This is a genomic window from Caulobacter sp. AVps18, from assembly GCF_058681425.1.
On sequence record NZ_CM178737.1, the window covers coordinates 2,077,979 to 2,100,438 of the forward strand.

At 62.9% G+C, this 22,460-nt stretch carries 15 protein-coding genes; 7 read left to right on the forward strand and 8 right to left on the reverse strand.

Features of this window, described 5'->3' with window-relative positions:
* Positions 1–304: 304 nt before the first annotated feature.
* The 5 genes from ACW179_RS09565 to ACW179_RS09585 form a co-directional block, all read right to left on the reverse strand.
* On the reverse strand, positions 305–2,035 hold the full coding sequence (locus tag ACW179_RS09565) for a hypothetical protein (RefSeq protein ID WP_492064060.1): 1,731 nt from the start codon (positions 2,033–2,035) through the stop codon (positions 305–307).
* On the reverse strand, positions 2,032–3,732 hold the full coding sequence (locus ACW179_RS09570; RefSeq protein WP_492064061.1) for an Hsp70 family protein: 1,701 nt from the start codon (positions 3,730–3,732) through the stop codon (positions 2,032–2,034). Before ACW179_RS09570 ends, ACW179_RS09565 begins: the two co-directional genes overlap by 4 nt.
* A gap of 770 nt (positions 3,733–4,502) precedes the next feature.
* The gene (gene phnE, locus ACW179_RS09575; protein WP_492064062.1) at positions 4,503–5,519 is read right to left on the reverse strand and encodes a phosphonate ABC transporter, permease protein PhnE; all 1,017 of its coding nucleotides are present in this window, start codon (positions 5,517–5,519) and stop codon (positions 4,503–4,505) included.
* The gene (locus ACW179_RS09580; protein WP_492064063.1) at positions 5,516–6,301 is read right to left on the reverse strand and encodes a phosphonate ABC transporter ATP-binding protein; all 786 of its coding nucleotides are present in this window, start codon (positions 6,299–6,301) and stop codon (positions 5,516–5,518) included. Before ACW179_RS09580 ends, phnE begins: the two co-directional genes overlap by 4 nt.
* Before the next feature lie 5 nt (positions 6,302–6,306).
* On the reverse strand, positions 6,307–7,215 hold the full coding sequence (locus ACW179_RS09585; RefSeq protein ID WP_492064064.1) for a phosphate/phosphite/phosphonate ABC transporter substrate-binding protein: 909 nt from the start codon (positions 7,213–7,215) through the stop codon (positions 6,307–6,309).
* Between the two features lie 256 nt (positions 7,216–7,471).
* Between ACW179_RS09585 and ACW179_RS09590 the strand changes: the two genes are divergently transcribed.
* Positions 7,472–8,374, forward strand: coding sequence for a MurR/RpiR family transcriptional regulator (locus tag ACW179_RS09590; RefSeq protein WP_492064066.1), 903 nt, complete (start codon positions 7,472–7,474; stop codon positions 8,372–8,374).
* Between the two features lie 9 nt (positions 8,375–8,383).
* Here the strand turns inward: ACW179_RS09590 and ACW179_RS09595 are convergent, their stop codons facing one another.
* The gene (locus ACW179_RS09595; protein ID WP_492064067.1) at positions 8,384–9,097 is read right to left on the reverse strand and encodes an HAD-IIA family hydrolase; all 714 of its coding nucleotides are present in this window, start codon (positions 9,095–9,097) and stop codon (positions 8,384–8,386) included.
* A 347-nt stretch (positions 9,098–9,444) separates the two neighbouring features.
* Between ACW179_RS09595 and ACW179_RS09600 the strand changes: the two genes are divergently transcribed.
* The 4 genes from ACW179_RS09600 to ACW179_RS09615 all read left to right on the forward strand — a co-directional run bounded on the left by ACW179_RS09600 (position 9,445) and on the right by ACW179_RS09615 (position 18,131).
* Positions 9,445–11,730, forward strand: a complete 2,286-nt coding sequence (locus ACW179_RS09600; RefSeq protein ID WP_492064068.1) for a TonB-dependent receptor plug domain-containing protein — start codon at positions 9,445–9,447, stop codon at positions 11,728–11,730.
* 68 nt (positions 11,731–11,798) lie between these two features.
* On the forward strand, positions 11,799–13,337 hold the full coding sequence (locus ACW179_RS09605; protein ID WP_492064069.1) for an alkaline phosphatase D family protein: 1,539 nt from the start codon (positions 11,799–11,801) through the stop codon (positions 13,335–13,337).
* A 36-nt stretch (positions 13,338–13,373) separates the two neighbouring features.
* On the forward strand, positions 13,374–15,950 hold the full coding sequence (locus ACW179_RS09610; protein WP_492064070.1) for a bifunctional YncE family protein/alkaline phosphatase family protein: 2,577 nt from the start codon (positions 13,374–13,376) through the stop codon (positions 15,948–15,950).
* A gap of 30 nt (positions 15,951–15,980) precedes the next feature.
* Positions 15,981–18,131 carry a TonB-dependent receptor family protein gene (locus ACW179_RS09615; RefSeq protein ID WP_492064072.1) on the forward strand — a complete coding sequence of 717 codons (2,151 nt, stop codon included), beginning with the start codon at positions 15,981–15,983 and terminating at the stop codon, positions 18,129–18,131.
* 511 nt (positions 18,132–18,642) lie between these two features.
* On the opposite strand, the gene ACW179_RS09620 is transcribed toward ACW179_RS09615, so the two are convergent.
* Both ACW179_RS09620 and ACW179_RS09625 read right to left on the reverse strand, forming a co-directional pair.
* Positions 18,643–19,449 carry a FadR/GntR family transcriptional regulator gene (locus ACW179_RS09620; protein ID WP_492064073.1) on the reverse strand — a complete coding sequence of 269 codons (807 nt, stop codon included), beginning with the start codon at positions 19,447–19,449 and terminating at the stop codon, positions 18,643–18,645.
* A 75-nt stretch (positions 19,450–19,524) separates the two neighbouring features.
* Complete coding sequence (locus ACW179_RS09625) at positions 19,525–20,382, reverse strand: SMP-30/gluconolactonase/LRE family protein (RefSeq protein WP_492064074.1); 858 nt, start codon at positions 20,380–20,382, stop codon at positions 19,525–19,527.
* A 129-nt stretch (positions 20,383–20,511) separates the two neighbouring features.
* Here ACW179_RS09625 and dgoD point away from each other — a divergent pair, with 129 nt between their 5' ends.
* Positions 20,512–21,735 (forward strand): galactonate dehydratase, encoded by a 1,224-nt coding sequence (dgoD, locus tag ACW179_RS09630; protein ID WP_492064075.1) that lies wholly within the window; start codon positions 20,512–20,514, stop codon positions 21,733–21,735.
* Entirely contained in the window at positions 21,729–22,457 is a 729-nt protein-coding gene (locus ACW179_RS09635) for an SDR family NAD(P)-dependent oxidoreductase (protein ID WP_492064076.1), read from the forward strand. The genes dgoD and ACW179_RS09635 overlap by 7 nt, the downstream gene beginning before the upstream one ends.
* Positions 22,458–22,460: the final 3 nt, after the last annotated feature.

Genomic DNA, 22,460 nt, shown 5'->3' on the forward strand with positions numbered 1-22,460 from the left:
AGCGGATCTCACTCACGCCAAGGTGCCGATGAAAGTGTAGGGATTACTATGGTTTGGCGATTTCATTTTGCCGCCATGACGATGGCGCTGCGTCATCTTTACGCAGATGTGCACAGCGGGTCGTCCAAGCGCTGGTCGTCTAGTCGCTCCTTGCGACCTAGGCCTTGCCGCAAAACGGGAAAATTCTAGCTCAAACCGATCCGGTTTTTCAGGAGCAGGTCACGGCAGCTAAGGCCCCAATTTCACGCGTTGCATGAATGGGTGCAGCTGGCCTTGCTCAGCAAGCATTTCGGCACTGCGCTATCTATCGACTGGCAGAACGCTCTGACCAAACCTCGCGGAAAATGAGGGCCAAGGTGATCGCCGCGCCGATTAACATCCAGAGTCCGCCGGTCAGAAGGCTCTGACTGACGCCGGTAAAGTTTTCGAGAAACTGGCGACCGCCGATGACAATCGGCCAGATTAGATAGAAGCGGACGCGAAAGCCCGCACCTTCCAGGGCCGTTGCGGCGGGCCGGAGGGCCATCACCAGCAGGGTGATCCAGCTAGCCGTCATCAAGGGTAACCCAACGTCGGCGCTTCGAATGTCTTGAGACAAGAGGATCACGCCCACGGCGAAGACAGCCAAAAATCCAGTGAACGCGACAAGCCGTCCTCGGCCGCTGATCTCGCCGCACCAGATCTCGATTAGGGATCCCGAGCCCAATATCGAGACCAGGATGGCCGTGAAGACGGCGAGGCGGATTTCGGACGACATATCGATCGCTGGATCGAAGCCCAGCATCACCCACCAGATGATCATGAAGATTTCGACGATCAGCAATCTCAGCGGCCAGGGAAGCGTGCCCGCACGATTATCAGGCTCACTGGTGATCAGGCACCAAGTCAGAATGACGGCCGCGGTGCCAGCGACCAAGCCCAAACACCAGGGAGAGCGGGGAAGGAGTGGAGCGGCTAACAACAGCGCCCAAGCCGCCGGTGCCCATCCGGCGCGAAGGGCGAGAGGGGAGCGCCAGGCCCAGTTGTCCCGCCACCAGGCCTGAGGGCGGGCGTAGCCGAAGACATAGTACGCGGCGAGGGCGACGACGGTGGCTTGGGTCCCGACCCATGCTCGAAGGACCGCGAATCCGCTTTCCCCTGAGAGCCCATTGCCAAGCGCGATCAGCAACGGGAGGAAAGCCATCGGCCAGATCGCCCAGGCCGGCAGGCTGGGCTTGGCGAGACGTGCGCGCCACCAGTGATAGGCCTCAGGATCCAGATCGGCCACAAGTGTGGCGCGGCGCGTGTCGATCTCGTGAAAAAGCGCCCGCACATCCTGTTCCAGAAATGGAGACAGCCGTGCCCGCCAGCGGGGGACGTGTCCCATCGGCGACGAAAGGGCTTTGTAGGCATCGTGAAGCTGGACGCCAGGAGAGGACAGGCCTTTACGGAAGCCGATGTCGGAATTCCGGTCGAGTACGGCGTCGACGAGATTGTCCCGTCGACTGATGACGCCGCCGCGCGTCCACCCGAACGCCTCGATGGCCGGATGAACAAGCGGGTCCGAACGCGGAATCTCCTCGAGGATTAGCTCCAAAACGCGTCGCTCAACGTCAACCTGGACGGCAATCTCTTGCATGGCGGATGACGCTAGCAGGCCGTCGAGCGCGGCCTCCAGCTCGGCAGCCGATGGTGAGGGCTCTGCCCGCAGCAGCGCCTCCAGTTGAATGAGTAGCGCCCAACTTGAGCTGGACGGACCGTCCTCGGGTGTGGTTCTTCGGCTTGCAGGGGGCGCGTCGGCCAGATCGCGGTCCGGTCTCAGAGCGGTCTCAAGTGGGCCGACAGGAACAGCGTGCGATACGCTTGGCGGATCGTCTTCCCACGCCCAGTCCCAATCAAGCGAGGCGAGCGCCTCTTCATAGGCGGCGCGGAGGAGAGCGAAGGCTTCGGCGTCGTCCTCCGGGTTTGTCACCTTCAGGCGTCGGGCATAGGCGCGGCGGATAGCGTCGCGGTCGCGGACCGGCGCGACGCCAAGAAGGTCCCAGATCTCGCTCACAGCCACGTCTCGCCTTCCAGTGCGTCAAGCCCGTCCGCCAGAGCCTCGCGGGCTTGGTCGGCTTGACGAGGGTCCTGGGCGTCTAGCGCTGTCTCGAAGCGGGCGATGAGGTCGCCAACGTGCGCCCGACGCTCTCCAAGAAAACTTTCGTAGCAACGGCTCGCCCTGGCCAGCGCAGCGCGGTTGGCATCGTGTTCTCGCGGGTGGATCTTTAAGGCCGCCAGCGCCGCGCGACGCTTCTCCAGGTCATCGCCGCCCCGGTCGTCCTCATCGACGATGACCAATTGGCGTCGCTCATTGGTTTCGGGAACGTGGACGTCGATCTCAATCAGGCCGTTGACGTCGTAGGTGAAACGGCACTCGATCGTGACCTCGCCGGCGCGGCGCGGCGGCACGGGGACTTCGACCTGGCCCAACTTAACGTTCTCGGACACCAAGCGGGCCTCGCCTTGGTAGATGCCGAATGCGACGACCTTCTGCCCCGTCTGGGCCGGTGAGAAGGTTTTGGAACGACTGGCCGGAACGACCGTGTTGCGCTCAATGATCGGCGAAAAGATTCCTTGCCGCATTGCCCCGCCCGGGCCCGTCTCCACGACGTCGACGCCAAGCGAGTAGGGGCACACATCGGTAAGAACCACTTCCTTCAAGGCCACGTCGCGCGCCTTGAGGCCAGCCTGGATCGCCGCCCCAACAACGACGGCCTCGTCGGGATGGACGGTGGTCGCCGGGAAGCGACCGAACATCTTGGTGACGGCGCGGCGAACAACAGGCATGCGGGTGGCACCGCCGACCATCACGATCTCTTTGAGACCATCAGCGCGAACCTCACCATCACGTAGAGCGCGCAAGACCGGTTCGCGAAGCCGGCTGAGCAGCTTTTCGGCCTTGGCTTCGAACTCAGCCGCGCTGATGTCCATGGTCCATGTGCGATCGTTCCAGAGCGTCTCCATGGTGGCTTCAGAGCGCTCGGTCAGCGCCCGACGCGCCCTTTCGGCCGCCACCCGCAGACGCTCCCGCAGCTCGGGCGAGCGCGCCTCCGCTCCCCATTCCTTGGCGAAGCGCGAGACCATCAGCTCGATCAGCAGTTCGTTGAAGTCCTCGCCGCCCAACCGGTTGTCACCGGTTGACGAACGCACCTCGATGACGCCCTCGAAGATCTCAAGGACCGAGACGTCGAAGGTTCCGCCCCCTAGGTCGAAGACCAGGAAGCGCGTTTCGTTGTCCAATTCATGGATGCCATAGGCAAGGGCGGCCGCTGTCGGTTCGTTGAGGAGGCGTTCGACCTTCAGCCCGGCCAATTCGCCGGCGCGGCGTGTCGCCTTGCGCTGCTTGTCGTTGAAATAGGCCGGAACGGTGATGATCGCCTCGGTCACGCAGGAGCCCAGATATGCTTCGGCGTCGGCCTTCAATCTCGCCAGAACAAGCGCCGACAGGTCTTCGGGGCGATAGTCGCGATCGCCAAGGCGGGTGGTGCGCGCCGTACCCATGTAGCGCTTGAACGTCGTCGCGGTCAGTTTTGGGTGGGTCGACTGGCGCTCACGCGCCGCCATCCCGACGAGTAGCGAGCCGTCGTCGTCCAGACCGACGGCGGAGGGCGTCAGATTGGCGCCGAGGCTATTAGGAATGAGCTCGACCTTGCCGTCACGCCACACGCCTACCGCGCTATTGGTGGTGCCCAAATCAATCCCAACGATCACGGTCGCCCCCAAACTACTCTTGGCTGTCGGTCTAACTTGACCGCAGCGCGGCGCCTAGATCGTGTGCTCTTGGCATGAACGTGGTGGGCCTGTTGCTTCTACCGTTTTTCGGTTGGGTCGTTCACAACGCCCGTTTTTGCCGTTGAGCTAATGTCTGCACCTGGCGCTAGTCCGACCCTGCTCCACTTGATTTGCAGTCCATGCTTGCAGAGCGTCTTCTGCTGCCGGTAACAGGTTCTTCCTGGAGTTCGCCAGTTCAGCTACCGCTCGGTACCAGCGGCCGACACGCCCCAATAGGGGCGCACAGAGAGGCTCCAGCCTGTTTTGGGTTTAAGGCTGCGTCTCATTTTTGCCAGCGTCAGGTTGTGTCGGGCCAACTTAACGCGGACCGGCTAAGGCATTGAAATCGTTCAATAGCGGATTTTTGCCAACTTGGCAGTCCCAACTTAAGGCTGGCCGCCGAACGACCAATCCAACTTAAGACTGACCACGCCGTTCGCCAGTCAGGGCAAGGGGTGGGTGAAAGCGTAATGATTACGGTGGTTTGGAGATCTACATCTGTCTCATTGTCGATGACCGGGGACATGCACACCCAAGCGGTCGCTCACCCCAAGGTGAGACGCGTTTTTGGTTTCCTGTTGGCCTATTCGGCGGGATCGTGAGCGCGGATTCCATGGGATGATGGGCATGGATTCCAAGGGATTCTCAAACAAGGATGGTAGACCTTGGTCGGCGCTGGCTCGGCTCTGAATGGTTTCAGAGCCGAGACATCAGTCTATCAGGTGTCGGCGGAGGCGAATTGATATCTGATCGAGGGTAACGACCAGGAGAAATATCGCTAGCAAGATAGTCGCAACATGGCCGTAATTGTACATGTCGTACCGACCCTTGAGTTCCTGACCAATGCCGCCGGCACCAACCAAGCCAATGACGGTCGCCATTCGAACATTCCGGTCCAGTACATAAAGTGTATAGGCTATATACTGTGGCGCTACCTGGGGCAGGATTGCATAGACAAGCACCTTGAGGCGGCTCGCGCCGATGGCGCCGAGCGCTTCCTGGGCCCTCGGGTCAGCGTTTTCGATGTCCTCGGCGTAGAATTTTCCCAGAAATCCTGCGGCGTGGAAGGCCAGGGCCAGCACCCCGGCGATTGGGCCAAAGCCATAGGCCAGGACCAGGAACAGCGCGCTGATCAGTTCGGGTACGGATCGCAAGAAGCTGACGATCGTGCGCGCGGCAAAGTAGACCAGAGGGTGCGGCGTCAGGTTGCGGGCACCCAGGATCGCCAGGGGTACAGCGAGAACGATCGCTAGAGCCGTTCCCCAAAGCGCGATCTCGAGAGTCTCGACCAGCTTGAGCGCGACATGTCGCAAATAGCCGAACGGCTCCACGATATAGTGCACGCGTTCGATGGAGCGATCGATCTGGAGCGTGTCCGGGTTGAGCGTTTCGACGGTGCTTTCGACTGTTTCCAGGCGGGCCAAAGCCGGGAGATGGGCGGGGTCGAAATTCTCGATGCGGCTGATTTCGGTGCGCTCGGCGATCACCAGGGGAAACAGTTGCTGTCCGATCGTGGCGAATCCCTTGGCGACCTGGGAATCCTCCTTCAAGCCGACTGCGGCCAGCAGTCCGTCACCTGACAGGACCAGCATTCGGTCGATCTCAACGCGCGCGCCGGTGAACAGCAGCACGAGTATCGCAATCAGGACGATGCCCAGCCCGCGGGCGTTGTAGGGCGGGGGAAACCGCCAGTCCTGCCGCGCGGGCAGCGGAGAGGACGCAGTCACGATACCGGCTCCGGCTGGGCGAGAGCGGGGCGCGCGGGCGCGACGGACAAAGCGATCTCACCATAGATCCGGCCAAGATGTTCGGCCGTCAGCTGATCCGGAGGACCGTCAAACACGACGCGGCCGCCGCCCAGGGCGATGATGCGATCCGAGAACGCGCGCGCCAGGTCGATCTGGTGCAGGCTGCACAGGACAGTGGCTCCGCGCAACTTGGCCTGGTCCTTCAGCAGGCCCAGCACGTCAGCGCTGATCTTCGGATCCAGGCTGGCCACCGGTTCGTCGGCCAAGACGACGCCGGGATCGAGCATGAAGGCGCGCGCGATGCCGACGCGCTGCTGTTGCCCCCCCGACATATCCTTGACCCGGCGCCGCAGATGCTCGGGTTCAAGTCCTACCGCCGCCATCAGGTCACAGGCCTTGCGGCGATAGCTATTGGGAAACAGGCCCAGCACCGCCCGCATCAGAGAAATCGCCGGCAGCGCGCCGCAGACAACATTGGTTGCGGCGGACAACCGATCCACCAGGCCGAAGTGCTGATGGATCATGCCGATCGTAGGTCGCAGGGTCGGCAGGGTCTTTCGCTGCACCTTCAGGCCGCCGATCGCGACCTTGCCTGAGGTCGGGGTGACGAGGCCGTTGACGGTGCGGAGCAGGGTGGACTTGCCCGATCCCGAAGGCCCCAGGACCACACAGAACTGGCCCTGAGGTACCCGGAAGCTGACACCGCCGAGCGCGACGCAGCCGTCGGGATAGCGCACGTGCACGTCTTCGAAATCGATCATGATTGTTAACGCTGCGCCGACTTCTTGAGGATCTCGCCTTTCAGTTCGTCGGTCAGTCGGCTCATCTTCTTGGCCGCCACGTTGAACTTGGCGGCAGGGAAGTCTGAGTCGTACCGGTCAACCTTTCCGCCGCCATAGCCGCGGATCATGTCGGGGGTCACGCCCGGCGCCAGGTGAACGGTCTTGAATGCCAGCTTCAACTTGGCCTTCAGCGGCGCGGCGAGACGGGCGTTCATGATGATCGGCGGATAGGGGATCGCATCGCTGCGCACCACGACCTTGACGCCGTCGGCCTTGACCGCACCTTGACGGACGGCCTTGTCAAAGGAGTCGAACGAGAGCGCGGCGACGTCGACCTGGCCCTGGGTGAGCGCGGCGAGGCTGTTGGCGTGACTACCCGTCATGCGAACGTCCTTCAGATCACGAATGGGGTCCAGGCCCGCATCAAGGATCATGGCCATCGGATAGACGAAGGACGATGTCGAATTCACATCGCCGAACGCCACGCGCTTGCCCTTCAGGTCTTTGATTGACCTGATCGGGGAGTCGGCCTTGGCAAAGAGGCCAGCATAGTAGATCGACTGGCCCTTCTCCACTGCGACAGCCAGCAACTCGGCGCAGCGGCGCTTGTTGGCCTGGATGTAGGTTACGGGTCCGACAAAGGCGATGTCAGCGGTGCCGTTGCACAGCGCCTCGACCACGGCCCCGTAGGACTGGCCTACGCGGATCTCGAACTTAAGACCGCTGGAGCGGGAAATGGCGTTGAACAGCGGTTGATAGTCAGCCTTGGTACCCGCTTCGGTGCCGCCGTCGGCCGGGATCAGGATCACATTCAAAGGACGCTCGACCGCCGCAGCGGCTGCGACCGACGGAGCCAGAACCATTAGAATTAGCGCCAGTATCAAGCGTCGCATGCCAACGTCTCCAAGTTTGCCGAGCTTGGGGAAACTAGCGCCGGCTTGTGACGGCGTTATGAAGGCGTCTCAGGTTTGACCTTTTATAAAATGAGTATATCTCAAACCTTGTCGGCCAAGGCGACAAGGTGGTTGAAGCGCGTCATGGTTCCCGTGCAGGCTGAGCCGGGGCGCCTTGCCCAGGTCGAGTGCTCTGGCCGTGCAAAGTGACCACACCTAATGATCTCGCCCTATAGTGGGCTGAAAGCAGGCGCACGTGTCGGACCAGAGGTCTAATCCAGCAAAGTCGCGGCCGCGGGCCACCGGCCATACGCCTGTGCACAACGTGATCGCGCGTATCCAATCGACCTACAAAACCCTGGGGCCCACCTCTCGCCTCATCGCCGACTTCATCCTCAGCCAGCCAGACGCTGTCATGCGGATGTCGGTGACCGAGCTCTCGGAGCAGACCGGATCAAGCCAGGGGAGTGTCGTCAATTTCTGCCAGAATCTCGGATTGTCGGGATTTCAGCAGCTGAAGCTGTCGCTGGCTCAGGCCGTCGTGCAGCCGGTGCAATACATCCAGGAAGACCTCGCCAGAACCGACGATGTCGAAGCCATCTGCCGCAAGATGTTCCATGCCGGAATCCAGGCCTTGCGCGACTCGATGAGCGTCCTTGATCCCAAATCCGTCGCGGCGGCCGTCGAGGCGATCCGCAAAGCAAAGCGCATCGAGATCTATGGGATCGGGTCTTCCGCTCCCATCGCCGAGGACGCCCATTATCGGATGCTGCGCATTGGTTTGGACGCCAAGGCTGTGACCGACAGCCATATTCAGGCCATCAGCGCGTCGCGCACAGGGCCGGACGTTGCGGTGCTGACCATTTCCCACACAGGTTCGACGCATGAGACCGTGGTGGCGACCCAGTTGGCCAAGGAGGCCGGCGCGACAACAATTGCGCTGACCAACTATGCGCGATCACCGATCCAGTCCCACGCCGACATCACCCTGTTCACCATGGCCCGCGAGACAATGTTTCGCACCGAAGCCATGACCAGCAGAATCGCTCAGCTCTGCGTGATCGATACGCTGATCGCCGCGCTGGCCCTGGCGGACTATGAGCGCGCGACCACCACGCTCCGTGAAACCTTTGACGTGCTGTCGCTCAAGCGGTTTTAATGCAGCGTGTTAGCAGAGATCGCCTAATCCGAGCGCAGAGCCAGGACTGACCAGCAGGGCCGGTATCCCAAGCCGCCGCGCGCCTTCGATATCTGTCAGCGGATTGTCGCCGATCATCAGAACCTGACTGGGTTGAAGCTCCAAAGCTCTGCATGCGATGTGAAACATCTGGGCGTGGGGCTTGCCGATCACGTCGAGCGTAACCTGGTCCAATGGCACGCAGGCGCCGAACGCCGCCAAGAGCGCCCCGGTCTCGGGCACTGTGCTTCCCCTCGGGCCGGGATGCGTCAGATCGGGGTTGGCGACAATCAGGCGCGCGCCACGGGCCAGGGCGTTGGCCCCGAGCTTCAGTCGCGAATAGGTGAATTTGGTGTCGCGCAGCAGGACAATTATGGCTGGGTCGGCGGCCACCTGGTCGATGCCCAGTTGCCGCGCCAGGGCCTTCATGTGCGAATTGCCGAACACCGTGGTCGCCAGCCCGAGGCGTGCGGCGAGCAGGAGGGCATTGTGTCCCGCCAGAACGATCCGTTCGGCGGGTATGGCGATCCCAAGACCCGTCAGGCGGCGCTCGATATCGCTGGGCCACAGGGTTGAGCTGTTGGACAGGATCGCGATCCTGTCGGCATAGCGGCGCAGGAAGGCTACCCCCGCTGAATGGGGCTCGTCATCGTGCGCGACGCACCCGTCCCAGTCCAGCAAGATCCCGGCAGCACTCTCCACCATGGTTCTGGCGTCAGGGGCGGACGGCCCATTCGCGAAAGGCGCGAAGTGAAGGTGGTTTTGGGTCATGGGTCCGCAACGCTCGGATGAGGGATGGCTCACCCTCATACATGTGCGCCGCCAAAATGAAATATGTTCATTAACTTCCCACAAAGTTTTCATCGATCCGTCACTGGCCGCCCGTATGCCTCCAAAAATGAGGGGTCGGCCTGCCGGAAGCGCGCCCTCCATCTCGATTTTCGCAGCGACACTGAAAATATTTCAGAGATGTAAGGGGACACATCATGGCGGGACCAATCGTCAAACTTACCAGGGCGCACTTGCTGCCGTTGCTTCTGCTATCGAGCGCGATGCCTTCGCTGGCGCTGGCCCAGGACGCCGCAGTCGCGAGCGTTGGCGATGCAACGCCGGCTTCGTCGAAGGAAACCCAGGTTTCCGCCGTCACCATCACCAGCGAACGCAAAGCCGCGCAGGCCACGGTTGTCGCTAAGGAGTTGGCGCAGTACGGCACCGACGTGCAGGTCATCAGCGGCGACCGCGTCGAGCAGAGCGGCGCGATCAACTTCGCCGAAGCGGTGCAGTTTCTCGTCAAGGGCGTGAACATCGGCTATTCGCCAGACGAGGGTGAATACACGATCCGTCTCGATGGCGGCGGCGACCGTGACACCCTGGTGGCGGTTGACGGCGTGCCGCTCTATGACCGCGGCCCCGTGCTTGAAAACATCTGGGGTGCCACGACCATCGACAATCACATGGTCGAGAACATCGAAGTGTTCCGGGGCGGCAACAGCCTCTATTTCGGGTCCAACGGCGGCATCGGCGTCGTCAATGTCGTCACCAAGAAGCCCGACGGCACGCGCAAGGGCGACTTCGGGGTATCCTACGGGTCGTTTCAGACCCGGGAAGTCTGGGGCAATTACAGCTTCCCGCTCGACGAAGACGGCAATCATTCGCTGATGGTCTACGGCTCGATGCTGGCCACCGATGGCCCGCGGATCTTTGATCCGACCCTGTTTACCGACAACGTCGCTCTCTCAGGTGGCGTGCAGGACTATCCGCTCAATAAGAACCATGTTGGCGTCAAGTATCTTTGGAAGATCGACGATAATACCGAGTTCCGCGCCAACGCCCTCTACACTGAAAGCTGGTTCCAGGACCCCTTCCCATCTGGCGAATCCTATTCGCCGAATACCCTGCGCTTTCCGATCATGGACGCGTCGTTCAGCAAGCGCTGGAGCGACAATATCCTGACCGAGGCCTCGGCCTACTATTCCAACCCACAGCTCTGGAACGCCGAGCTCTATCCCGTCGTTTGTCGCATCCGGACAGGTTGTCCTGTGGCCAACGTCGTCAACGGCTCTGGAGTGTCGACGCGCCTGGTGCCTCTGGGTGCCTATACGGGCACTGTTGAGCCCGCCTTCGCCCATGGCTTTGGCAAGAGCAACCAGTTCAAGAGCGGCTTTGTCGAAATGGGCAGCACCGCCCGGGCGACGATAAAGTTCAACCGCTATCTGGAGGCCGTCGGCGGTGTTCAGTGGGTGTCCTACAAGGACGACTCAGACGCCCGGTTCGCCGTGCCCAACAACGACTCGTCGACCACTGGCGTGTTCGTCGATCTTCACCCGACCTTGCCCTTCAGCCCCGACACCAAGATCTCGGTCGCTGTACGGACCGACTTCTCTGACGCTTTCGATAGCAAGTCGATCTGGAAGTTTGGCGTCAAGCACCCCTTCCTGACCGACTATTATGTGCGCGCCAACGGCGGCACCTCCTACAGCCTGCCCCAGACCAACGAGCTCTATATCAACAACCCGCGCCCGCCGACGGCAGTGGCAGGGGCGGCCTTCACGGTCGTCGGCAATTCGGCCCTGTTGCCTGAGGAGACGGAAACCTACAACGCCGCGCTCGGTTACTCTCATGACTTCGGCCCTGTCCAGGTGTTTGCCGAGGTCGGGGCGTTCAAGACCGAGGTCACAAATCGCATTTCGACCACGTCGGGTCGCCCGCTGATCGTGACCGACAACGGCGTCAACGTGCCGGTCGATACCTATTTCAACAACAGCGCGATCAACCAGATCAATGGCTGGACGGCCGAGTTCGACCTGCAGCTGGGCGACCAGTGGCACGCCAATATCGGCTATACCAACCAGGACTCGTCGCTGGCTGCTGGTTCGCGCAAGGGCGAGCAGTTGAGTGAAACGCCTGTGTGGTTCGCCACGGCCTCACTCGACTGGACCTCGAAGGACAAGCGCCTGAAGGTTCAGCTGCTGCCGCGCTTCCAGGGCCCTGAGTATGCCACCGGCGGGCCGGCTATTCCGGGTACCACCAGGCCGGCCGTCAATGGTCGTGGCGCTGATACGGGTGTCGCCCGATACCGCTACAACTTCGGCGACTACACGGTTGTCAACGCCACCGTCACCTATCTGCTCGGCGATGAGTTGCAGCACAGGTTGCAGTTCCGCGTCGTCAACCTGCTCGACACCAAGTACGCCGAGCGCTGGGGCTTTGGAAACAACTTCTACGGCTCGGCTTTCAATCGCGGCGAATACACCAACCAGGATGACCGTTACTTCTACGGCTATCCGTTCGAAGGCAAGCCGCGCAGCTTCTACGCTACGGTTGCGACCAAGTTCTAGCTTTAGCCCGGTCCGGGGCGGCGCTGCCGCCCCGGACCATCTGGTTCCTTGAATGGATGGGATCGCTCATGTTCTCGCGTCGTGACTCGCTTTTGGCCCTGATGGCCCTGCCGCTCTTGACGCCGCGCGACGTGTTCGCCGCATCAGGTGCCAACCCGTTCACACTCGGCATTGCCTCGGGCACACCGCGCCCGGACAGCGTGATCCTTTGGACGCGACTGGCGGTGGATCCGCTTCGTGGGGGCGGCATGCCGCGCGGTCGGGCGGAAGTGCGCTGGACGGTCTGGCTGGACGCCGAGCAGCGCCAAGTCTTCCGGGAGGGGCGCGCCTGGACCTCGGACGCCGACGCCCACAGTATCCACGTCAAGCTCGACGGACTGCAGCCAGGCCGCGAATACTGGTACCAGTTCAGCTTCGGTGATGCGCAAAGCACAGTAGGCCGCACCAGAACATCTAGCGCCGCTGATCGCACGGCCAAGCTTGCGCTGGCCAGCTGCAACGCCTGGGAGTCCGGGCACTTTGCCGCCTTTGCGGATATGGCCGAGTGGTCTCCCGACTGCGTCATCCATGTGGGTGACTACATCTATGAAGGTGGTATTGGCCGCCTCGGCGTTAACACGCGCAAGTTTGGCGACCGGGACGTGACATCCGAAACCGTGCGCCTGCACAACAGCCCGGAGATCAAGTCGCTCTGGGATTATCGGAACCGCTACGCTCTGTACAAGGGCGATCCCAGTCTGCAGGCCGCGCACGCAGCGGCTCCGTGGATCGTGGCAATGGACGACCACGAGATCGATAACAACTGGGCCGGGGACATTCCTGAAGACCCGGATCAGCAGACCCTGCTGGAATTCAAGGTCCGCAAGCTGGCCGCGCTGAAGGCCTATTACGAGCATATGCCGATCGACCGGCCTCCGGCGATCCGGGGTATCGAGGCCAGCTTGCCGATGTATGGGGCCTTCCGCTTCGGCCCCGCGCTCGTCCACCTGCTCGACACACGCCAGTTCCGCTCCGACCAGCCGTGTGGTCAGGGCTTCCCCGGCGACGCCGCCTGCGACGCGATGAACGATCCCGCCCTGACCATGACCGGTGCCGCCCAGGAGCGCTGGCTGCTGGACAGCCTCAAGCGTTCCGACGCCGCCTTCAACGTTCTGGCGTCACAGACCTGGTTCGCGCCCTATCGCTACAATGCGCCCCCTGAGGCTCCGAGGGTCAATATGGACCAGTGGGACGGCTATGGCGTGCAGCGCCAGCGGATCATTGACGCCCTGGCCGACGGGGTCTCCAACCCTGTGGTGCTCAGCGGCGACTGGCATGCAGCAGCCGCAATGCGCATCCACCAACGGCCGTTTGATACGCAATCGGCTCGGGTCGGACACAATTTTTGCGGCACGTCAGTGTCGTCCAACTGTCCCTGGGCAGGGGCGCTGGACGACGCGAAATCCTTCAATCCGCACGTCGACTATCTCGACGGGAACAAGCGGGGCTACATCCGATCGACCGTTGGGTCTGGCGACTGGGTCGCCGCTTTCCGAACCGTCGATGCTCCAGCTGACCCGGCCTCGCGCTGCAAGACCGAAATCGAAGTCCGCACCCGCGACCTCTGATCCGCCTGCCACCCGGCCACTACTAGGATGCTCGCCATGCCTGCCTTCAAAATCGTCGTCCTTCTGGCGAGCGCTTCCGTCTTGGCGCTCGGCCTGACCAGCGCGGGCCCCTCAGCCGCCCAGACCTTGGACAAGCCGGTGCGGGCCGTTCAGGACGGAGGGGTCATAACCACCCGTCAGGCCATCACACCGGCCGGCGTGCAGACGGTGTTCACGGGACGGGTGCAAGGCGCGGTGTTCGGTCAGGACGGCGCCCTGTGGGTGCTGTCTCGCACCCATCTCTACCAGCTTGATTGGCTGGGCAACCGCGTGGTGAAGCGCCATGCGTTGGGCGGCGTGGGCGGCATCCGGGGTCTGACACTGGACGGGGCCGGCAAGCCGCTGGTCAGTCTGGTCGAGACCCGCAAGGGTCAGCCGGGCGCTGTGTTCCTGGCCAGGCCCAACACCGACGTTGCGGATGGCGTGGTCAAGCTGGGCGCCAGTCTCGGCGCCCACAATGTCGGGGCGCCCATCGTTCATGGCAAGCGTGCGCTCTCGCCCCTGACGTTCGACAACGCCCTGGCGATCAGCGACCTGGCCACCGGCGAGACCCGTCGCATTCAGGTCGGCGTGGCTCCGGTCGCGGTCGCCGCCCATGGCGATGTCGCCTATGTGGCCAACTGGGGCGGCGAGGCCGCTGCGGCGGGAGTTCTGAGTGCGCCAACCGGCCTCAAGCCCGAAGCCGACCGGGTAGCGATCGACGCTCGCGGCGTCGCCCTGGCCGGCTCAATCCGGGTGGTCGATCTGAAAACGGGCGAGAGCCTGGCGAGTATCGGCGTCGGCCGGCATCCGACGGCCCTGGCGCTCGATGCCCCGCGCGGCTTGCTCTACGTCGCCAACACCAACGACGACAGCATCTCTGTCATCGACTCGCGCACACGCCAGGTGACGCGGACGATCACGTTGCAGCCATTCGCCCAGGCCGTGAAGGGCGTCGCGCCGGCCGGCATGACCTTGGACCGGGCCGGAAAGCGGCTGTTCATCGCCTGCGGCGGGATCAATGCTGTGCTGGTCTATGATCTCGAGGCGGGCCGCATTTCCGGCCTGATCCCGACGGGCTGGTATCCGGTCTCGGTGAGCTTGAACGCCGACGAGACCCAGATGGTCGTGGCGACCTTGCTGGGCGTCGGGTCGGGACAGAACGAAGGGCCCGGGCGCCGCTTTGTGCACGCCAACCGAGGCAGCGCACACGTGGTGGCCATGCCCGATGCGGCCCAACTGGCGAGCTATACTGCCGCCGTCGCCGAGAACAACCGCATGGCCTTCCGTGACGCGGTTGCGCCACAGCCCGATCCCAACGCCGCCCCGCGCGCCATACCCCTGCGGTCGGGCGAGCCGTCGCCCATCGAGCACGTTGTCTACATCATCAAGGAAAATCGCACCTACGACCAACTGTTCGGCGACCTTGAGCGCGGCAATGGCGACCCCAGCCTGGTCATGTTCGGCGAAGACGTCACACCCAACCAGCGTCGCCTTGCCCGGGACTTCACGCTTCTGGACAATTTCTACGCGACCGGTGGCAACAGCGCCAATGGCCACCAGTGGGTCACCCAGGGCAATGAGGTCAGCTACACCTTGTGGCCTGGCTATTCAGGGCGATCCTATCCCTTTGATGGCAGCGACCCGCTCGCCTATTCGTCGGGCGGCTTTATCTGGGACGCCGCCCTGGCCAAGGGCAAAAGCGTCGCCGTATTTGGCGAGTACGCGCCCGGCGCGCTTGAGGAAACGCCAAACCAGCGCGCCACGCTGTTCCAGCGCTGGCAGGCTGGCGACCAGTTTGCCAACACCTTCGACACCCGATCGCCGATTCCGCCCCTGGATCGCTCGCTCGTGCGCAATTTTCCCGCCTACAGCATGAGCATTCCCGATGTCGTTCGCGCGCGGATCTTCATCAACCAGCTGAAGGCGTACGAGGCCAAGGGTTCGATGCCGAACCTGACCGTCATGCTGCTGCCCAGCGATCACACCAGCGGCACGAAGCCCGGCGCCAACACGCCCAAGGCCATGGTGGCGGACAACGACCTGGCCCTCGGGCAAGTGGTTGAGGCGCTGACGGCCTCGAAGTTCTGGCCGAAAATGGCGATCTTCGTCGTCGAGGACGACTCGCAGAATGGCGTCGATCACGTGGACGGCCATCGCACGGTCGCCCTGGCGATCAGCCCCTACATCCGCCGTCAGTCCGTCGATTCGACCATGTACTCACACCAGAGCATGCTGAAGAGCATTGAGCTGATCCTGGGCCTGCCCAGCCTTTCACTCTTCAACCTGATCGCTACGGACATGCGGGCGAGCTTTCAGGACACGCCCGATCTGCGCCCCTTCAAGGCGATCACGCCCAGCCAGAGCATACTGGAACTGAACCCCGCCGCGACGGCCTTGACGGGCCCCCGTCGCGAAGGCGCCTTGGCCTCTGCGCGGATGAACTTCGCCGTCCCTGACGACGTACCGACTGCGGAACTCAACCGCATCGTCTGGCACGATGTCAAAGGCTGGTCGTCGCCCTATCCGCGCCTGACCCAGGCCGCCTTCAGCCCGTTCCAGTTCGAGAACGAGGACGAGGACGAGAAAGACTGAATGGCCGCGCGCAAGCGAGGTGAGGGCAGGATGGCCGGGCAAGAAGGGCTGACAACGTCGATCATGGCTCTGGCCCTGATCGCCTGGCCTGGCGTAGCGGCCGCTCAAGCCGAGGCCGGTGAGACCGAAGCCGTCATCGTCACGGGCGCAATCCTTCGGCCTGACAGTCCCGGCTCCAGCTTCGTGGTCGGACGGGGTGACCTGGACGCCGTAAGGCCGCTCAGCGTCAAGGATGTGCTGCGACTCTCACCGGGCGTGCAGGTCGTGGACGAGGACATTTTCGGGCTGAAACTGAACATCTCCGTGCGCGGTTTGACGCCCAGGCGCTCGGGCCGCACCCTGTTGCTGGAAGACGGGATGCCGATCCAGCCCGCGCCCTATTCCGAGCCTTCGGCCCACTACAGTCCATCCTTGGCCCGGATTGAGCGGATCGAGATCCTGAAGGGCTCTGGCGAGATCCTGGACGGCCCCCAGAGCCTGGGGGGAATGGTCAATTTCGTGACCCGCGCTGTGCCCCGTTCCCGCGCCGCCAGTGCGGAACTGGTTTTCGGGACCCGCGGTTATGAGTCTGCCCAGATCTCGGTAGGCGCGGGATCGGAACGCGGCGGCTTGGTTTTCGATGCGGAGACCAAAAGCGGCGAGGGCATTCGTCAGGGCCATGAGACCCGCTATGGCGAGGCGGCGCTCAAGGGAGAATGGGCGCTTTCCGACCGTCACGGCCTGACGGCCAGGCTCACTCATCACGCCGAGGCCAGCCGTCTCACCGAGGCGGGTCTCGACGCCCGCCGCTATGCCGAAAACCCTTATGGCAATCCGTTCGAGAACGACCGTTTCGAGCTGAGGCGAACAGCCGTCCAGCTCATCCATGACGCCCGTTGGTCGCCATCGTTCCGGACGCGAATTCAACTCTATGACGCCCACACCTTCCGCGCCTCCTATCGGCAAACCGATACCTCGATCGACACCATGATCGCGCGGCCCGAGACAGGCTGCGTCGGCGCGCGGCGACTGGACTATGAGGGCTGGGCCCACCTCTGCGGCAACAAGATGCGCCCGCGCGAGTTCCAGTTTCGCGGCGTGGAAGCCCGCGCCTTCCTTGAGGGCGATCTGTGGAGCGCGCGGCATGAAGCCGTCCTCGGCTTTCGCAAGCATCACGAGGACGTCGATCGCCGACGCTATGACGGGCTGACGCCGACCGCTCGCGAAGGAACGGCTGGGACGCTGCTACGTGACCACAACCTCATCGAAACCGACGCCCTGGCCCTGTACGGGCTCGACACCGTGACGCTGGGATCCGTCGCAGTCAGCGTCGGCCTGAGGTCGGAGTCGATCCAGACCCGGAACACCTCAGTCATCGCCAACTTCACGCCGCGTGGGATGTCGATCTCGAAGGCGCAGACGATCATGCTTCCTGGAGCGGGCCTGACCTGGCGCGTGTCGCCGCGCGCCGAGATCTTCGCCGGGGCTCACAAGGGCTTTGCGCCACCGCGCCCGGATCGCGACGTGGATCCGCTTCTGCCCGCCAATCAGGTGCGCCCGGAAGAGAGCGTCAACACCGAGCTTGGCCTGCGCGCCCGGCCAGGAGCCGGCCTGCGCCTGGAGGCCACCCTGTACGCCATGAACTTCAGCGAGCTCATTGTCTCGGGCCCGCTGCTCGGCCTGCCGAGCGGGTCGGTCGTCAACGCCGGCCGCGCGCGTCACGCGGGCGCGGAACTGTCCATGCACGCCGATTTCGGCAAGGTGCGGGGGTGGGACGACAACCCGTGGGTCAGCGCCTCCCTGACCCTTCTCCCCGAGGCGGTGTTTCTCAGCGACGTTGGAGAGGGCCAGGCCAAGGTCAAGGGCAAGCGCATTCCCTATGCGCCCCGGACGATGGCCGAACTTGGCGCCGGCCTGGAGACTGCGAGCGGCCTGGCCTTGCGAATTGGTCTGACCCACGTGGGGGAGCAGTTCGCCGACGCCGCCAACACTGAGACACCGTCGAGTGATGGTATGGTCGGGCTGGTTCCGGCACACACGACCTACTCGATGGCCATGACCTGGAATCCCGGACACAAGGCCTGGAGCGTGTTCCTGGCTGGCCAGAACCTGGCCGACTCTCGCTTCATCTCGGCCCGGACCGATGGTCTGTTCGCGGGCCAACGGCGACACTTTCAGCTGGGGATCCGCTGGGCTGGCTAGTTGGAGCATTTTTCGCCCGACCCTGATGAAGCCATCAGGTCGGAAAGGGCTCCTGCAAAAACTGTGGGGCCAACTTAACGCCGACCGGATAAGGCTTTGAAATCCCTTAGTAGGGCGTTTTCGACAACTTTGCGGTCCCAACTTAAGACCGGCCGCAGAAAGACCAAACCAACTTAAGATCGTCCGCAGCGCGTTTCGCTCACGTCTAGATTTCGATAAAAGTGTAATGATTTCTGTGGCTTGGTGATTTTGTTTTGGGGTCAGGATGATCGCGCAGCGTCAACGTTGCGCAGGCGTGCAGACCTGGCCGTCTACGCGCTAGTCACCTCGCTGCTGCTGGCTTGCAGCCTTTGCTGCAGAACGAAAAACCCTAGCTCAAACCGTTCCAGGTTCTTAGGGGCAGGTCAGGTCCAGTGCGCGTGTAAGCGCATTCGCGTCGGAGCTGAGCTTGGCTGAGTAGGCCTTGCGCCTTAGGGCCCCGGGCAGAGCCTTGGTGATAAAGATATATTATTTATAAGAGTGCCGGGCGCTTTGCGTGTCCACCCGCTTTGAGCAGGAGATCCAGGGCACCCTGGATCAGATCCCGCATAAGGCGGTTGGCCTTTGCCGGGTCGCCCTCAATGATCGCCGTGGCCACACGCTTGTGATCAATCGCGCTGGCTCGGGATACGCCGGCATAGGCATTGGTCCGGCGAATGCTGAAGCGCAGAGTGCTTTCCGTGAGGTCCTGGAACTGCCGCATGAAGCGGTTGTTGCTGGCTTCCAGGACCGCGACGTGGAAGGCGATATCGGCTTCCAGTGGGTCGTCCTCGCCCCGTTCTGCCGCCATCATGCGTTCAATGGCATGGATGATGTCTCGACGCTGTGGGCCAGTTGAACTGTAAGCAGCCAGGCCGGCGGCGCGGGGTTCGATGGACATGCGGATCTCGGTGAAATCAATCAGCAGATCGATCGAGAACTCGCGCTCAAGAAGCCACTTCAGGACATCCGGGTCCAAAAGGTTCCAGTGCGTCTCGGGCAGGACGACCGTGCCGGCCTTTTGACGCGGACGCAGTAAGCCTTTTGCCGTAAGCATCTTCACCGCTTCGCGCACGACGGGGCGGCTGGCGTTGTACTGTTCGCAGAGCTGCGACTCGAACGGAAAGCCCGTCGCACTGGTGAACTGCTCGGTGACGATGGCCCGGCCAAGGTCGTGCACAATCCTGGCTGTAAGGTTCCGGACCGGCGCGTTTTCCGTTGAATTGGCCGGGGTGGTCGTTTGGTCGTCAGGCTTGCCCATGCCGACAGGAGTAGCGGGAACATCAGGCGAAGTCAGCACGACTTGATTATCCTTAGTGCGCAATTGGGGGCGCTTGAACCGGGAAGGCTATTTGGCCGACCCGGTTCGCCGGGATCAGCCTCGGAAGCGGCTCGGCTCGAGGCCTCGGACCCCGGGATCAACTTCGAACAATGCGCCCGCCGCAGGGTCATCCTCACAGCCCAGGGTGGAAGAGGTGACGAACAGGCGGTCCAGTTCAGGTCCGGCAAAGGCACAGCTCGTGATGTTACGGGCCGGCAGCACGATGGAGCGCATCCATTGGCCGTCAGGCGAAAAGCGGGAAATGCGGGCGCCGTCCCAGTGAGCGATCCAGATGCAGCCTTCCGCATCGGTCGTCATCCCGTCAGGATAGCCCCATTCATCTTCAAACTTCAGCCATACGCGGCGCTCGCCCAGCGAGCCGTCTTCCGTGAAATCAAAGGCGTAGATGGTCCGCGCCGCGCTGTCGGTATGGAGCATGGTCTGGCCGTCAAGACTGAAGGTCGGGCCATTGGTGACGCCGTATCCGTCGTCCATGCGCTGCCAGGCCATGTCTGTGTCGAGGCGGTAAAGCGCGCCCGCCACAACGTTGTCCAGGTCACTTTTGGACCCGGCCCAGATCCTTCCCCGACAGTCAACCTTGGCGTCGTTTAGCCGGTTGCCGATGCGGTCGGGTTCGGGATTGCCAATGGGGATCGAGCGCCCTGTGGCGAGATCCAGCACGGCAAAGCCGCTGGCCAGGCCGACGATATGATCAGCTCGATCCTGCCTTGGAATAATCCAGCCAACCATTTCGTGGACCGACACGCGCGACTGAGTCCCAGTTTCAAGATGCAGCCGGTTGATCGACCCGGCGAGAATATCGACCCACAGCAGCTCGCCCAGGCGGCTGTCCCAAACCGGACCCTCGCCGAGCTGGTCTCGCCCGCTGCTCCTGATCGCCACTGTGTCCATGGTCTAGCTCCTGCAATCCACTCGCTTAAAAATATGATTTATAATTGACCTTCGTCCAGAAAATCTTCTAGGTGTCGCTCAAGTCACAACACCGGTGGCACCGACGAAGGGGTAGGGAAGGCGGCCTTGATGGAAAATCTCCGCAATGGAGCGCATGCGGTCAGTTCGCCGCCGCTGGCGCAGGATCATGCCGCAGGAAGTGGACGGCCCGACCGGATCGCCCGCATCGAATGTCTTCCCGTGCTGCCGCGCTGGCTGTTCGTGCGGATCGAAACCGAACAGGGCGCCGTTGGGTGGGGCGAGGCCACGCTTGAAGGACATGGCGAGGCCGTAGCCGGGGCCCTTGATGCGGCGCGTGACCGTCTGATCGGTCATGACTCTGCGCGCATTGAAGATGCATGGCAGACTCTGCACCGCCTCGGTTTCTATCGGGGCGGGCCGGTCCTGCTATCGGCGATCTCGGGGATCGATCAGGCGCTTTGGGACATCAAGGCCCGCAAGCTGGGTGTCCCCCTCTACGAGCTTCTGGGCGGGCGGGTGCGTGATCGCATCCCCGTCTATGCCTGGATTGGCGGGGACAATCCTCAGGATGTCATCGCCCAGGCCAAGGCGCGGCTGGCTCAGGGCTTCAGCGCCGTGAAGATGAATGCGACCGGAGACATCGGCTGGCTCGACAGCTGGAGCAAGGTTGACGGGCTAGTGGAGCGGCTCGGCGCGATCCGGGCGACAGGCCTGGATGTCGGCATCGATTTCCACGGCCGTGTTCACAAACCGATGGCGCGTCAGATGCTTCGCGCCATCGAGCCTCTGCATCCGCTGTTTGCTGAGGAAGTCCTGCTGTGTGAGCACCCAGCTGCGATCTCCCAACTGGCCGCGCATACCATTGTGCCCCTGGCTATGGGCGAGCGCCTCTATAGCCGCTGGGATTACCGCCCTTTCTTTGAGTCAGGCGCGATCGATATTGCCCAACCGGACCTGGCTCATGCCGGTGGGATCTCTGAATGCCTGCGTATCGCCGCGATGGCGGAGACCTATGACGTGGCCTTCGCGCCCCACTGTCCAATTGGTCCGATCGCCCTGGCCAGTTGCCTCCATCTGGCAGCCGTAACCCCCAACTTCGTCATGCAGGAGATGTCGCTTGGGATTCACTACAACGGCCCATCCCAGGATCTGGTGACCCTGGTGAAGAACCCGGAAATCTTCGCGGTCAGCGACGGCTGTGTTGATATCCCCCAGCGGCCAGGTCTCGGGGTCGAGATCGATGAGGACGCCGTTCGGGAAATGGCCCGCAATCCGCATCGTTGGCGCAATCCGGCATGGCGCGGGCCGCAAGGGGAGCTTCGTGAATGGTAACTCGTAGCGTTCTGATCACGGGCGGGCAGGGCGACATCGGTCTGGCTGTGGCCCGGGCCTTCGCGCAGGAGGGGGTCAAGATCCTCCTCGTCGACAAGCGCAAGGATGACGGTACGGCGACCGAAACTCTTCTGGCGGCCGGCGCGAGCGAGGTTGCATGCCTGTCGCGGGACATCAGTGACGAGCTTGCTGTCGCTGAAGCCGTTGATTTCGCGATGTCGGAATTCGGCGCGCTGGACGTCATCGTCAATGTCGCCGGCATGATGATCTACAGGCCCATCAGCGAGCTTACGGCGGCTGACTGGCGCACTCTGCTGGACGTCAATCTGGTTGGCGCCGCGCTGTTTACCGGACACGCGCTGAGGGTCATGCGCCCCGGTGGCTGTGTGGTGAACGTGGCCTCTGTCCACGCGCACCGCACCTCGGCGCTGGTGGCGCCCTATGCGGCAGCCAAGGCCGGCATGCTCAGCCTGACGCGTTCGGCCTCGATCGAGGGCAAGCCCCTTGGGATCCGGGTCAATGCGGTCCTGCCGGGCGCCGTGGATACCGAAATGCTGCGCGCGAGCCCAAACATCCGGTCGGGGGCCGAAGTCATTGATCCGGCCGATATCGGCCAGCCCGACCAGATCGCTGCGGTCGTGCGGTTCCTCGCGTCCGAGGGTGCCGGGTTCATTACGGGGGAAGGCATCGTCGCGGACGGTGGGCGGATAGGGAAGCTTTAGAAT

Coding starts and splice junctions, on each gene's coding strand:
- ACW179_RS09580 (WP_492064063.1), bottom strand. CDS start 6,301: ATGATCGATTTCGAAGACGTGCACGTGCGCTATCCCGACGGCTGCGTC.
- ACW179_RS09585 (WP_492064064.1), bottom strand. CDS start 7,215: ATGCGACGCTTGATACTGGCGCTAATTCTAATGGTTCTGGCTCCGTCG.
- ACW179_RS09595 (WP_492064067.1), bottom strand. CDS start 9,097: ATGGTGGAGAGTGCTGCCGGGATCTTGCTGGACTGGGACGGGTGCGTC.
- ACW179_RS09600 (WP_492064068.1), top strand. CDS start 9,445: ATGCCTTCGCTGGCGCTGGCCCAGGACGCCGCAGTCGCGAGCGTTGGC.
- ACW179_RS09605 (WP_492064069.1), top strand. CDS start 11,799: ATGTTCTCGCGTCGTGACTCGCTTTTGGCCCTGATGGCCCTGCCGCTC.
- ACW179_RS09610 (WP_492064070.1), top strand. CDS start 13,374: ATGCCTGCCTTCAAAATCGTCGTCCTTCTGGCGAGCGCTTCCGTCTTG.
- ACW179_RS09615 (WP_492064072.1), top strand. CDS start 15,981: ATGGCCGGGCAAGAAGGGCTGACAACGTCGATCATGGCTCTGGCCCTG.
- ACW179_RS09625 (WP_492064074.1), bottom strand. CDS start 20,382: ATGGACACAGTGGCGATCAGGAGCAGCGGGCGAGACCAGCTCGGCGAG.
- dgoD (WP_492064075.1), top strand. CDS start 20,512: ATGGAAAATCTCCGCAATGGAGCGCATGCGGTCAGTTCGCCGCCGCTG.
- ACW179_RS09635 (WP_492064076.1), top strand. CDS start 21,729: ATGGTAACTCGTAGCGTTCTGATCACGGGCGGGCAGGGCGACATCGGT.